The organism is Archangium violaceum (genome assembly GCF_016859125.1).
Classification (GTDB): domain Bacteria; phylum Myxococcota; class Myxococcia; order Myxococcales; family Myxococcaceae; genus Archangium; species Archangium violaceum_A.
The window spans coordinates 4,350,604-4,364,001 of the sequence record NZ_CP069338.1 but is presented as its reverse complement, the minus strand read 5'-3'; the positions used below and the strand labels follow the sequence as shown (position 1 = coordinate 4,364,001).

7 protein-coding genes are annotated in these 13,398 nt (G+C 69.8%); 2 read left to right on the top strand and 5 right to left on the bottom strand.

The genetic code is table 11. From position 1 onward, the window contains the following. Window positions 1-49: 49 nt before the first annotated feature. Window positions 50-1,534 carry a CoA-acylating methylmalonate-semialdehyde dehydrogenase gene (gene mmsA / locus JQX13_RS18780; RefSeq protein ID WP_203410347.1) on the bottom strand — a complete coding sequence of 495 codons (1,485 nt, stop codon included), beginning with the start codon at window positions 1,532-1,534 and terminating at the stop codon, window positions 50-52. A gap of 278 nt (window positions 1,535-1,812) precedes the next feature. Here mmsA and JQX13_RS18775 point away from each other — a divergent pair, with 278 nt between their 5' ends. Continuing rightward, a complete protein-coding gene (locus tag JQX13_RS18775) occupies window positions 1,813-3,357 on the top strand; it encodes an alpha/beta hydrolase family protein (RefSeq protein ID WP_203410346.1) in 1,545 nt (514 codons plus the stop codon). On the opposite strand, the gene JQX13_RS18770 is transcribed toward JQX13_RS18775, so the two are convergent. After that, entirely contained in the window at window positions 3,321-5,495 is a 2,175-nt protein-coding gene (locus JQX13_RS18770) for a CHASE domain-containing protein (protein WP_203410345.1), read from the bottom strand. The genes JQX13_RS18775 and JQX13_RS18770 overlap by 37 nt on opposite strands. Before the next feature lie 151 nt (window positions 5,496-5,646). Here JQX13_RS18770 and JQX13_RS18765 point away from each other — a divergent pair, with 151 nt between their 5' ends. Then, entirely contained in the window at window positions 5,647-9,630 is a 3,984-nt protein-coding gene (locus tag JQX13_RS18765) for a protein kinase domain-containing protein (RefSeq protein ID WP_203410344.1), read from the top strand. 9 nt (window positions 9,631-9,639) lie between these two features. Here the strand turns inward: JQX13_RS18765 and JQX13_RS18760 are convergent, their stop codons facing one another. From JQX13_RS18760 to JQX13_RS18750, 3 genes are all read right to left on the bottom strand, one after another. Beyond that, window positions 9,640-10,494 carry a DUF5995 family protein gene (locus tag JQX13_RS18760; RefSeq protein WP_203410343.1) on the bottom strand — a complete coding sequence of 285 codons (855 nt, stop codon included), beginning with the start codon at window positions 10,492-10,494 and terminating at the stop codon, window positions 9,640-9,642. Window positions 10,495-10,823: 329 nt separating this feature from the next. Then, window positions 10,824-11,603: an SDR family oxidoreductase gene (locus JQX13_RS18755; protein WP_203410342.1), complete on the bottom strand. Its 780-nt coding sequence runs from the start codon at window positions 11,601-11,603 to the stop codon at window positions 10,824-10,826. A 120-nt stretch (window positions 11,604-11,723) separates the two neighbouring features. Next, window positions 11,724-13,247 (bottom strand): fibronectin type III domain-containing protein, encoded by a 1,524-nt coding sequence (locus tag JQX13_RS18750; protein WP_203410341.1) that lies wholly within the window; start codon window positions 13,245-13,247, stop codon window positions 11,724-11,726. Between the last annotated feature and the right edge of the window lie 151 nt (window positions 13,248-13,398).

Genomic DNA, 13,398 nt, shown 5'->3' with positions numbered 1-13,398 from the left:
CTCCTCGGAGTGCGCGCTGCGGGGGAGGTGAAACAGCGGGGGAAACGCGTCAGCTCATCCAGCTGCCGTCGGTACGGGTGGTCCACTTGCGGGTGACCTTCTTCAGGTCCGTCCAGAACCCCAGACCGGACGTGCCCGTGATGTCGCCGTGGCCGAACTTGGACTCGCCCACGCCGCCAAAGGAGAAGGGCTCGCGAGGCACGGGCACGCCCACGTTGACGCCCACCATGCCCACGCGCGCGCCCTCCACCACCGCCTGCGCCACCGCGCCGTTGGTGGTGAAGACAGACGCCGCGTTCCCGTAGGGCGAGGCGTTCTCCACCTCGAGCGCGGCCGACAGCGTGGGCACGCGGACGATGGACAGCACCGGGCCGAACAACTCCCGCTGGGCCGCATCCATCTCCGGGCTCACGCCATCGAGAATCGTGGGGCCGAGCCAGTACCCACCCGCCCACTTCTCACCCGCGGGCTTCTTCCCGCGCCCATCCAGCAATACCCGCGCCCCAGCCCGCTCCGCCGTGGCGATCGCCGTCTCCAGGCGCATGAGGCTCGCCCTGTCGATGATGGCGCCCATGCCGGGCCCCACCTCCAACCGCGAGGCGCGCTCCACCACCTGCTCGAGGATGTGCCGCACCTCCCCCACCGCGAGCAGCACGCTCGCCGCCATGCAGCGCTGGCCGGCGCACCCGGTGAAGGAGTCCACCACGGCCTGCGCGGTGAGCGACTCGTCCGCGTCGGGGACGACGATGAGGTGGTTCTTCGCTCCGCCGAGCGCCAGCACGCGCTTGCCCTGCGCGCTGCCCTCCGCGTACACGCGCCGCGCCACGGCGGACGAGCCCACGAAGCCCACGGCGCGCACGTCCGGGTGGGTCACCAGCGCCTCCACCGTCTCGCGCCCGCCGTGCACCACCGAGAAGACACCGCGCGGAAGGCCCGCCTCCACCATGAGCTCTCCGAGCGCGCACGCGGTGAGCGGCACCTTCTCCGAGGGCTTGAGGATGAAGGCGTTGCCCACCGTCACCGCGATGGGGAACATCCACAGCGGCACCATGGCGGGGAAGTTGAAGGGCGTGATACCCGCCACCACGCCGAGCGGCTCGCGCCGGAACTCGCAGCTGACGCCGCGGCTCACTTCCATTCCACCGCCGGTGTCCAGGTTCTGCAGCGACAGCGCGAAGTCACATACCTCCAGGCCCTTGAGCAGGCCCGCGCGGGCCTCGGCCACCGTCTTGCCGGCCTCGCTCGCGGCGAGCTGGGACAGCCGCTCCAGGTTGGACTCGAGCAACGAGCGGAAGCGGGCCATGAGCGTGGTGCGCTCGCGCAGGGGCGTGGCGCGCCAGCCGGGCGCCGCGGCCCGTGCGGCCTCCACCGCTTGCGCTACTCCCTCGGCGGGCGTCAGCGGCACCCGGCCGATGATGCTTCCCGTGTAGGGGCTGTACACGTCGAGGAGCGAGGCATCCCGAGGGACGAGCCACTCGCCTCCCACGAGGTTACGACAGGTGGTCACGCTCTCGGGCAACTGGACGAAGGACACGTGCGCTCCCCCACTGTGGCGACTGCGTCACGGAGATCATAACTCCAGACAGGGAGAACCCGGCAATCGGGGGGGAGTCGAAGGAAAGGAAAAGTGGGTCCATTTCCAGACACACACACACCGCGTCACGGTGCACAGTGACGGAGATGACGTCTCCTGGACCACGCGCGCGCGTCCCGAGAACCACGGGACTGACAGCAACGAAGCAGGTGACACACGCACGGGCTCGTGGTGTTCATCCGGCGCGACGTCATCACACCGCGACTGGGGGGTTCCTCGTGTTCTCGAAGTCATCTCATCTGTTCACCTCGCTCGCCGCCGTCACGGTGCTCGCCACCGGATGCGGCGGGAAGAAGCCGCCTTCGGAGCCGCCTCCCGAGGTCTGCACCGGAACCACCGCGCTCGATGTGCTCCCGGGGACGTACCCGAATGCCGTGGAGCTGTCGGGCACCGGCGCCCTCGAGGTGGCCATCCTCGGAGATGCCTCGCTCGACGCGCGCACGCTGGACCCGGCCACCGCCTCGCTGTCCGATCCGGACGCCTCCGCCCCGAGCGTCTCCGCCGAGGCCACGCTCCGCGAGGAGGATGTGAACGGGGATGGCCGGGTGGACGCCGTGCTGCGCTTCCCATTGCCCACGTTGGTGGAGCGGGGCGTACTCCACGCCGAGATGAGCCGTCTGAGGCTGGACGCGAGGACCCTCTCGGGCGCCGAGGTGAGCGGCTGTGATCGGGCATATGCCTCGGACCACCTCCTCACCCGGCTGCCCGCCCCCACCGGCCCGTATGCAGTGGGCACCACCTCCTTCCACTGGGTGGACACCTCGCGCGAGGAGGAGTTCTCCGAGGCCAAACGCGACAAGCGCGAGCTGATGGTGCGCGTGTGGTACCCCGCCACGTCCCCACTCCGGGCCCAACCCGCGCCCTACTTCCTCGTACGCCGCGAGGGCATCGCCCAGATGGCGGGAGGTGGCTTCGACACGCCCGCCCGCATGCTGGACTTCGTCCACGCCCACGCCGTGGCCGAGGCCCCGCTCGCGGCCGACGCCCGCTTCCCCATCATCCTCTTCTCGCCAGGAGCGGGCTTCTCCCCCACCTTGTACACGTCGCTGATGGAAGAGCTCGCCAGTCACGGTTACGTGGTGGTGGCCACCTCGCACACGTACACCACGGGCGCCGTCATCTTCCCCGATGGCCGCTACGCTCCCAACACCGAGGATCCCGGAGGCCTCTTCGGGACGCCCTTCCTCGACACGACGGTGGCGGACCTGCGCTTCGTCCTCTCCCAGGTACGGGCGCTCGACGCGGGGGACGACTCGGGGCGCTTCACCGGAAAGCTGGACCTCGAGCGGGTGGGGGTGTTCGGCCACTCCATCGGCGGCGCCGCCTCGACACTCGTCTGCCAGAAGGAGCCGGGCGTACGCGCCTGCGCCAACATCGACGGCACCTTCCAGGGTTCCTGGAAGAAGGGCGTCGACCAGCCGTTCCTCCTGGTGCATCCCCAGGCTTCCGAAGACGGCACCCATCGCTCCTTCATCGAGGACAGGCGGGCGCGGGTCTACGAGGTCTCGGTCTCCCGGTCCGCGCACCTCACCTTCTCGGACATGCCGCTCCTGCTGGAGCTGATGAAGAGCTACGACACGAAGGTGACCGCCGACACCCTCGAAACGGGGACACTCGAGCCGGCGGAGCGTGCCGCGTCCATCACCCGCGCCTGGGTGCTCGCCTTCGCGGACGAGACGGTGAAGGGCGGCGGCGAGTCTCCACTCCTCCAGGGGAGCTCGGGGGACTACCCGGAGGTCACGCTGGAGGTGCACTCCCGTTGATCGGGAAGCCGGGAGAGGTCCGCCACCAATGCGCGCACCGCGTCGAGCTCCACCGGCTTGACGAGGTGCGCGTCGAAGCCCGCCTCGCGTGAGCGCTTCCGGTCCGAGGCCTGCCCGTAACCGGTGATCGCCACCAGCCGGGGGCCCGCGCCCGCCGCCCGCTCACGGATGCGGCGCGCCACCTCGTACCCGTCCATTCCTGGCAGGCCGATGTCGAGGAAGATGACCTCGGGCTGGAGCGCATCCAGACACTCCAGCGCCGCCATGCCGTCGTGGACCACCGTCACCCGGTGGCCGTGCATCTCCAGCACCTCGCCGAGCATCTCGGCGGCATCCACGTTGTCGTCCACCACGAGCACGCGGCGGCTCTCCTCGGACACATCCGGCTCGAGACGCTCGTCCCCGGGCTCCGCCGGAATACGCTCCGCGGGCAGCAGCGGCAGACGCACCGAGAAGACACTGCCCTGTCCCACGCCCTCGCTCGCCACCTCCACGCGGCCGCCGTGCATCTCCACCAGCCGCTTCACCAGCGTCAGCCCCAGGCCCAGGCCTCCCTGCGCCTGGTCCAACGTGCGCGACACCTGCATGAAGGGCTCGAAGAGGTGGGGCAGCGCCTCGGCGGGGATGCCCATGCCCGTGTCCGCCACCCGCACCACCGCCTCACCGGCCTCGCACGTCAGTGTGAGGGTGATGCGGCCTCCGGGCTCCGAGTACTTGGCCGCGTTGTGCAGCAGGTTGGAGAGCACCTGCTCGAGTCGCACCGGATCCGCCTCCATCCACAGCGGTCCTCTCGGCAGCTCCACGCGCAGCGTGTGCTCTCGCGACTCGGCGAAGGGCCGCGCCGACTCCACCGCGCGTCCCACCGCGGCCACCAGCTCCACCGGCCGCTTCTGGAGGTGGATCTTCCCGCGCGTCACCCGCGACACGTCGAGCAGGTCATCCACCAGGCGGCGCATGTGGTGCACCTGGCGCTCCACCACGTCGCGCTCCCGCTCGGTGCCCAGGCCGGATTGCAGCTTGCGCTCCATGAGTTGGACGGCGGTGAGCACCGGGGCCAGGGGATTGCGCAGCTCGTGCGCGAGCATGGCGAGGAAGTCGTCCTTGCGCTGGTCCGCCTCGCGCAGCTGCGCCTCCACACGGGCCCGCTCGGCGAGCGCCACACGCAGCTCGTCCGCGCTCCGCTCCGCCGCCCCACGCGCCCGCACCTGGGCTCGCGACAGGAAGAAGAAGGCCAGACTCATCAGCACTCCCGTGACCGTGAAGGGCACCACCACGACCCTCGAGGCCGTCTCCTCGAAGCTCGGCAACGACGCGAAGGTGAGCGTCCAGGGACGCCCGGCCACGGTGAGTGTCCTCGTGGTGGTGAACAGGGGCTCGCGCGGCAGGGCCTCCGGCTCATGCGAGACGTGCAGCAGGTTCTCCGGGTCCACCCCCGTGCCATCGTAGAGCTGGAAGCTCACGCGCGGCCGGCGATCGGCGCCGAAGATGCCGTTGAGCAGATCATTCGCGCGGAACGGGCTGTAGACGAAGCCAACGAGCGCCTCGCGCCGCGCCTCCACCGTGGCCGGCCTATGGCTACCGCGATAGACGGGCACGTACAGGAGGAAGCCCGCCTGCTTCTCTCCGTGGATCTCCTGCTTGAGCGTCACCTTCGCGCTGAGGGCGGGCTGCCCGGTATCGCGTGCGCGCGCCATCGCCTCGCGGCGGTTGGGCTCGGAGTACATGTCGTAGCCCATGGCCGCCTGGTTGCGCGCGTCCCGCGGCTCCAGCAGGACGACGGCGTGGTGCTCGTCCGGGAAACGCTGGGAGAAACCGAGGCCCTGGACGCCCGGGTAGCGCTCCTGCAGCTCCAGGAGTTGGACGAACGCGGAGAACTCGTCGGGTGACACCCGATGCTGCGTGGCGAACAGCCCCTCGGTCCCCTGGAGGAGCGCGATATGGGTATCCAGCCGGCGAAGGAGCCGATCGGAGGTCGACTGCACCTGGTTATCGAAACGCGCCTGGTCCCTCGCCCGTGTGTTCGCGTTCAGCAACAGGCTCACACAGGCGGTGAGCAGCAGGGAGAGGGCGAGCACGCCCACGGGCACGAGGTGCCGGGGGAGCCGATGGAGACGGAGAGGGCGGAGGAGTTTCGTCACGGCGAATCGCGAGGAGACACCATCTAACGACCAGGGCGCCTGGCGCCATCCCGTGCGGGGACCGCCTCGTTGCCCGGGACCCGGACACTTCCTAACTTGAAACCCACCACGTCACGCACCAGAGCCCGGTGGGGACACACTGGGAGATGCGATGCCAGGGAACACCGGATGGAAGGGCGGGGGGGAACACTCGGGCCCCGGATTCGAGGATTCGGACTTTGGCGATGAGCTGACGCGGGCGATCACCCAGGAGCCCGCCCTCCTGCATACCCCGGTGCGGGGCGAGCGCATCGGTGGCTCGGATGGTCACCGGTTCGAGATCCTCGAGCTCCTGGGCAGTGGCTCCATGGGCCGGGTGTTCCGCGCCTGGGATGCACAACTACAACGGGAGGTGGCGCTCAAGTTCCTCCTACCCGGCGGGCCGCTGGAGGTGGAGCACCTGGTCTCCCTACTGCAACGCGAGGCCCGGGCCATCGCGCAGCTCGCCCATCCCAACATCGTCCGGCTCTTCGACGCGTCCGAATGGTCCGGCGCTCCCTGGGAGCCACGCGTCCCCTTCCTCATCATGGAATGTCTGGAGGGTGAATCGCTCTCGGCGCTGTTGCAGCGGGAGCCCCGGTTGGAGCTGCGGCGCGCCCTCGACATCCTGGCCGGCATCGCCTCGGGGCTGGCGCACGCCCACGAGCACCACGTCATCCACCGGGATCTCAAACCCAGCAACGTCTTCCTCACCCGGCAGGGCGAGGTGAAGCTGCTCGACTTCGGTCTGGCGTGGCTGCTGGAGGAGAGCCAGCCGGCCGGCGTCGTGGACCTGCCCAACGCCGGCACGCCGGCCTACATGGCGCCGGAGCAATGGAGGAGCGAGCAGCAGGACGAGCGGACCGACATCTGGTCCACGGGAATCGTGCTGTACGAGATGCTCACCGGAGCACCGCCCTACCCGAGCGCCTCCTTGAAGGAGCTGCGCACCCAGGTGCTCGCCCCCACGCCCGTTCCGCCCGTGCGCGAGCGCCGCCCGGAGCTGCCCCGGGAGGTGGAGCCGCTGATGGCCACGCTCCTCCACAAGGACCCCGCACGGCGTTTCCAGACGGCGCAGGAGCTCGTCGAGGAGCTGCGCGAGCTGAGGGAGGTGCTCGGCTTCCAGGGGCGGGGGCCGCGCCCCGTGGCGCCCGAGCGCAGGCAGGTGACGCTCGTGTCCTGCCGGCTGACGGGGATGGCCGACTCCGGACAGGCGCTGGACGCCGAGGACGTCGGCGAGTTGGAGGAGTCCTTCCACCAGCTGTGCGCGGAGCTCGTCCAACACCGGGGCGGCTCCATCGTCCTGTCCATGGCCGACGAAGTGCTGGCCTGCTTCGGCTATCCGGCGGTGCACGAGGAGGACTCGGAGAACGCGGTCCAGGTGGGGATGACCCTGGTGCGCGAGGTCCCCGCCGCCCTCCAACGCAAGCTCTCCCACGTCGCGTCGGGAGTGCTCGCCGTGAAGGTGGGCGTCCACACGGACCAGGTGACGCTGAGCGAGCCTCCGCGGGAGCATGGGGGTCGGACACTCGTCCTCCAGGGCGAGGCCCCGAAGGTCGTCACCTGGCTGGCGGAACAGGCCGCGCCCCACACCGTGGTCGTCAGCGAGGCCACCTGGAGGCTGGTGCGTGGCACGTTCGAGGCCGAATCCATCGGGCCGCGCGCCTACGCGGGCCTCTCGGGGGCGCGGCACCTGGAGCCGTACCGGGTGCTGCGCGAGCGCCCGGCGAGGTTCCGCTTCGCTCGGGCCATCGTCACCGGCGGCCTCACGCCCCTGGTGGGCCGGGAGCAGGAGCTGCAACGACTCCTCACGCACTGGGGCGAGGCCCGGCGGGGCCAGGGCGCCTTCGTGCTCGTCTGCGGCGAGGCCGGGCTCGGGAAGTCCCGCATCATCCAGGAGCTACACGAGCGGGTCCGCCAGGAGCCGTGCATCCACTTCCAATGTCAGTGCTGGCCACAGGCTCGCACCAGCGCCTTCCAGCCCATCATCGAGGTGCTGCGGCGCCGCGTCGTCTCGCACCAGCTCCTCGAGGAGGCACCCGGCCTGTCACCCGAGCACGTCGCCCTCCTGCGCCAGCTCCTCTCCCTGCCCATCCCCGAGGAGCTTTCCGTCCTCCAACTCTCGCCGGAGCGGCGCAAGGAGCGCACCTTCGAGGCTCTGGCGCTGCTGCTGTCGCACCTGGCCCGGCAACGCCCGGTACTCGGTGTGGTGGAGGACGTGCACTGGGCGGACCCCTCCACCCTGGAGCTGCTCGGCTACCTCCTCGAACAGGTGGAGGGACAGCGGCTCCTCCTCGTCCTCAGCGCCCGGCCCGACTTCCATGCCACCTGGACCGCCCACCCCCGGCTGCACCCCCTCACGCTGGAGCGGCTGAGTCCGGAGGACACCGCCACCCTGGTGCGTGAGTCCGCCGGCGGCCGGACGCTGCCACCGGGCGTCGTCCAACAACTGGTGGTCCGCACGGACGGCATTCCCCTCTTCGTGGAGGAGATGACGCGCATGATGTTGGAGCGCGGCACGGCGGATGCCATCCCCATCACCCTGCGCGAGCTGCTGCTCGCGAGGCTGGACCTGCTGCCCTCCCGGCAGAAGTCGCTGGCCCAGTCCTGCGCGGCGCTCGGGCGCGGCTTCTCACACGCGCTGCTGGCCACGTTGATGCGGCGCGGTCCGCCCGCGCTCCAGCGGGACCTGGAGGGTCTGGTCGCGGCCGGGCTCCTCCAACGGGTGGATGACGGCACCGGGCCGGGCTACCGGTTCCGCCACGCCCTCATCCAGGACGCGGCCTGGCACTCCCTGCCGCGCAGCGCGCGCCGCACGCTCCACCAGCGCATCACCCAGGCCCTGCTGGAGCAGTCCCCCGAGGTGGTGGAGACACAGCCGGAGCTGCTCGCCCACCACTACACCGAGGCCGGCGAACACGCGCGGGCCATCGAGTTCTGGACCCGGGCCGGACAGCGCGCCAGCCTGCGCTCGGCCAACACGGAGGCGGTGAGCCACTTCCAACAGGCCCTGCGGCTGTTGCGCCTCCAGCCGGACACGCCCCGGCGTCTCCAGGAGGAGCTGCGGCTGCTCATCTCCCTGGGCATCCCCCTGGCCCAGCTGCGCGGCTACCGCTCGCCAGAGGTGGAGCGCACGTACACCCGGGCGCGCGAGCTCATCCTCCAGGTGGGCGAAGCCCTGCCCCGCCTCCAGCTCTCCTATTGGGGGCTCTTCGTCTATTACTTCTCGCGGGCCGAGTACGCGCTGGCGCACGAGCTCGCCGAGCAGCTCGTCTCCCAGGGTGAGCGCCACCAGGACCAGGAGCTGCTCGCCCTGGGACACCGGATGATGGCGGCGGACCTCTTCATCTGGGGGGACATGCGCGCCGCCCGGGAGCACGTCGCGCGGGCGCTGGCGTGCCCGGACCTGACGCTCGAGGAGCACCGGGCCATCGCCGAGAAACAGTGGATCAACCCCCGCGCCACGACGCTGGCCTTCGGGGCCATGGTGGACTCCGTGCTCGGCCGGAAGGAGGCGGCGCTCCGCGCCAGCCACGAAGCGCTGGAGCTGGCGCGGCGCATCGGCCACCCGCACACCTCCGCCACCGTGCTGACCTACCTCTCCGTGGCCAGCCAGTTCCGGCGGGATGTGCGGTGCGCCCTGGAGTGGTCCGACCAGGCCATCGCGCTCTCGCACGAGCACGGGTTCCGGGCCCTGCGGATCTGGGCCACGCTCATCCACATCTGGGCCATGGCCGAGCAGGGACATGCCCGCGAGGGACTGGCGCTCATGCGCGAGGCCATCGCGGGCTGGGGGGGACCGGGCATCAGCTCCGGCCTGTTCCACCACGACCTGGGCCTGCTGGCGGAGCTGCACCTGAAGCTGGGGCAACCGGGCGAGGCGCTCGCGCTGCTCACCGAGGCCCTGGAGCGGGCTCCGACACAGACGCAGCACTTCTACGAGGCCGAGCTGCAACGGCTGCGAGGCGAGGCACTACGGGCGCTCGGCCGCGAGACGGAAGCGCGCGAGTTCTTCTGGCGAGCCATCCAGGTGGCGCGCCAGCAGGGTGCTCGCGCCTTCGAGCTGCGGGCCCTGGGGGACCTGAGGGGACCCCCATCGGCGCAGCACCCCGCGTAGCCCGGGGCCTCAGAAGGGCCGCTGGAGCCGGAAGTCCATGCGCTTCTTCTCATGGGAGCTCCCATCCAGGTCCGGCCGGAAGCGGCCCTGGATGCTTCGTCGGCGCAAGCGCGTGTCCAGGGAATACACCGCTTCGTTCAGCCAGCCGCCCTTGATGATGAACCGGGCCATCTGGTGGGACTCCCACTCCAGCCGCAATCTCACCTTCCTGGAGTCCTCCGAGGACCGGGTCGATAGGAATCCGAGCACGTTGTGCCAGACACGGTCCCGGTAGTACCGCAGCCCCGAGAGGGTGATGAACTCGTCGTACATCCCGAGCAGCCGGCTCAGGAGGCCCAGGCCGCCGCCGAACTCCCTGCCCAGGACCCGCTGGATCTTCGGAAGGCTGTTCACGAGGACGTTGTTCAGCTGGTCATGGTCGAACTTGCGCCGGGCCAACAGCTCCATCCGCTGTCGCTCGCGCTCTCGCGAATCCTCCAGACCCCGCGGGGCCAGGAGCTCCCGCTGGAGGGACTCGTGGATGCCCAGGGCCAGGTCGAAGTTGATATGGGCATTGATACCGAGCAGCAGGTTCAGCATGACGCTCGTTCGCTGTCGGGTGGCCATTTCCATGGCCAGTCCCCACGCCTTGCAGATGGGCTTCGCTGACGCGCGGGAGCGCTCGAGCGACTCGAAGTAGAGATGCGCGAACCGGCCGGCGACCCTGTCGACCCAGTCGGGGTCGAAGAAGATGGGACCGACCCGCTTGAACTCACCCGTCCCATGGACCGCGGCGTTCACCTGGGTGGTCATGACGAAGTAGGCGCGAAGGAAGACGGCGCGGTCATCCTCCTGATCGTAGAGGCGCTTCAACTCCTTGCTCATGCACCGCAGCGCTTCGTCCGTATTCCGGGGCGCATGCTGCTGGGTTCCGCACTCAACGCCGCACGGAAGCGACGAAGCGGTAAAGGTATCCGCCATGGACGACTCCCCCTGTCGAGACTCAGGTTCAGGAAGGACAGAGAGGAGGAGCGCCCGTTGTGACGCGTGCGGCTCCTCGCCCGCTCTGGAGGGAACAGGGAGGAGCACGGGGGCCCGCCAGGACGGTTGGTCGCGGCGGGGCAGCACTGGAAGCGATTGAGCGGCTCGAACACCTCGTGAAGGACGCGGTCCAGGCCGTAGGGGAGACGACGGAGTCGAGGGCGGTCGGGCCCTCACACCGAGCCGGACAGGCCTCCGTCCACGTTGATGGCGGTGCCGCTCACATAGGAGGCACGAGCGGAGACGAGGAAGGCCACCACGTCGGCGAACTCACTGGCGCGGCCGATGCGCCCGAGCGGGACACCCGCCTCACGGCTGCGCTCGGCGTACAGCACCTCCGGCGGCTTGCCAGCGGCCTCGGCGCGGCGGGCCCACTGACCGCTCTCGATCATCCCCACGAGCACGGCGTTGACGCGGATGTTGTCCGGCCCCAGCTCCTTGGAGAGCACCTTGGTCAGCGCCATGCCGGCGGCGCGGGACACCGAGGAAGGCGTGGTGTTCTTCCCGGGCTCCTTCGCCTTGATGGACAGCACGTTGACGATGGCGCCGCCTCCCGCCGCGCGCAGATGGGGCACGGTCAGGCGCACGGTGCGCATCGCGGCGAACAGTTTGAGTTGGAGGTCCTCCTCCCACTCCGCGTCGGTGACGGAGAGGAAGGCCTTGGCCGAGGCCGAACCGGCGTTGTTCACCAGCGCGTCCACGCGGCCCCAGCGCTCGTGCGCGGTCGCCACGAAGCGCTCCACGTCCTGGGCGCGCGACACGTCGGCGGGAACGGCGAGCACCTCACCGCCTAGGGCGCGCAGGGTGACCGCGGTGGCCTCCAGCCGCTGCGGATTCCGGGCGCACAGCGCCACGCGCGCGCCCTCCTGGACGAGCCGTTCGCACACCGCGGCGCCGAGCCCCTCCGAGCCACCCGTCACCAACACCACCCTGCCAGAGAGCTGCAAATCCATACGAGAGAGACGCCTCCTGATGAGAGTTCCCTCTCTATATACGCGGGACCGCCACGGCTCACGCCCCAGGTGCTCCGAGCGGGCCCGGACGGCACATGGGGCGTTGCGGGAGTTACGCGCTCACGGCGTGGACAGGATGCCGCTCAGGGCCGACGCATGGGCATACGGCAAGACAGAGCCTGCGCTCGTATTCTCCGGCGAGTACCCGGGGGCGGACATGGCGGTGAGCTGGAGGATGTAGTGGCTCGCGGGCTTCAAGACGTCGGGCGGGAGCAGTACCGACGTGGCGCCCCCCGCGAGGGTGAAGTAGACCGACTCCACGTTCCGGGCCAGGCCCCCCTCCGCGGCCACCTCATACCGCCGGAGCCTCAGCGCATAGACACTCACCTGGCCCGAAGCCGGCGGCTGCCACGAGATGACGTGGCTCCCCACCGCGAGGGACCGTGTCGCGTAGGCATCCTCGCCGTCGAGCTTCAGGCCTCGAGGCGGGAAGGTGCGGGGCTGGACGGGACCGGCGGCCAGGACGGACATGGGCTCGTAGGCTTCCATCCAGGCATCGATGACGAGCGGCCTCGTGGCACCCGGAACCGAGTACTGCACACGGAAGGGAACGGACAACCACGCGAACTCGCCCCAGGTGGACGGGAAGGGATTGCCGTAAGAAAACGTGGCGCTGATGTCCTCGTCGTAGCCCCTGGGCAGATCGAACGAGAGCAGATCGCCGGAGTAGCCCATGAACCTGGCGTCCTCCGCCCCGTGCGCGAGTGGGCTGAGCGTGAAAATAGCCCGGTCAAAGGTCGCGGCCGGGTGCGTGTCCGTGGCATGGGACGCGAAGGAGGACAGCGCCCAGTTCAAGGTGAGCTGCTTCGAGGGCAGCTCCTGGAACGTCCCGCTCACGGGGAGGGGCTGAGTGCCGTCGTAGGAGAACGGCTCCAGGTGCAGGGAACGCGCGACGGCGCTGTAGTTCAGGTCGCTCCCATCCGCCAACGCCCCCGCCTTCCGGGACACGAACTGGGTCACCCAGGCCCGGTCTCCCCGCTCCTGCTCGAAGCGGTACAGCCGAGAGTACACGTTGTCATACGACACGAGCTCGCCACGGACCGATGTCATCCCCGGCCGCATGACCTCATCGGCGTTGATGTACCCCGCGACGTCCAACTCTCCGGAGACGAGCTGCATGCTCGGCCAGGGTCGCGCACCGTAATCGGCCCATGGCTCAAGCCCGTCGATGTCCAGCCGGACCTGCGTCGGGGTGGAGGATTCGGGGAGCTCCTGGGCATCCACCCGGCCAAGCCGGTGGGGGCTCCAGTCCAGGCGCCGTGCGGAGGTGACGGTATAGCTGCTCCCCCTTTTCAGGTAGTAGGTGCCGTCTGGCACGTCCGCGAACACATACTCTCCCGGTCCCGCCAGCGCGCCGGGAAACGCCTTGAAGGCTCCGTCCTCCAACAAGAACAGCTCCACCGGATTGGAGAAGTCATCCGGCCGCTCCTCCACACCACTCGCCGTGTGGAAGCTCCAGACACTGCGTATCCGGACACTCTTGTCCTCGACTGGAGGCTTCACCACCGGAGGCTTCACCTCCTCCCCATCGCAGCCCAGCCCCAGTGAAACCAGGAGCAGCAATCCCCTACTTGCCTTCGACATGATTCCCCCCTCGGTTTTGATTCCCATATGTGGCGAGCGCGGTGAACTAGCGAAGGAGGAGTGACGGCACCGTGACGGCAGAGCCACCCGGAGCAGAAAGGGCCCTCAAGCAGACCGGCGGCCGGCCCCCTGGTGGAGGGCGCCGGCCGCC

Excerpts from the sequence above, each read along its gene's own strand:
- JQX13_RS18765 (WP_203410344.1), top strand. The coding sequence starts at position 5,647 with ATGCCAGGGAACACCGGATGGAAGGGCGGGGGGGAACACTCGGGCCCC.
- JQX13_RS18760 (WP_203410343.1), bottom strand. The coding sequence starts at position 10,494 with ATGAGCAAGGAGTTGAAGCGCCTCTACGATCAGGAGGATGACCGCGCC.
- JQX13_RS18755 (WP_203410342.1), bottom strand. The coding sequence starts at position 11,603 with ATGGATTTGCAGCTCTCTGGCAGGGTGGTGTTGGTGACGGGTGGCTCG.
- JQX13_RS18750 (WP_203410341.1), bottom strand. The coding sequence starts at position 13,247 with ATGTCGAAGGCAAGTAGGGGATTGCTGCTCCTGGTTTCACTGGGGCTG.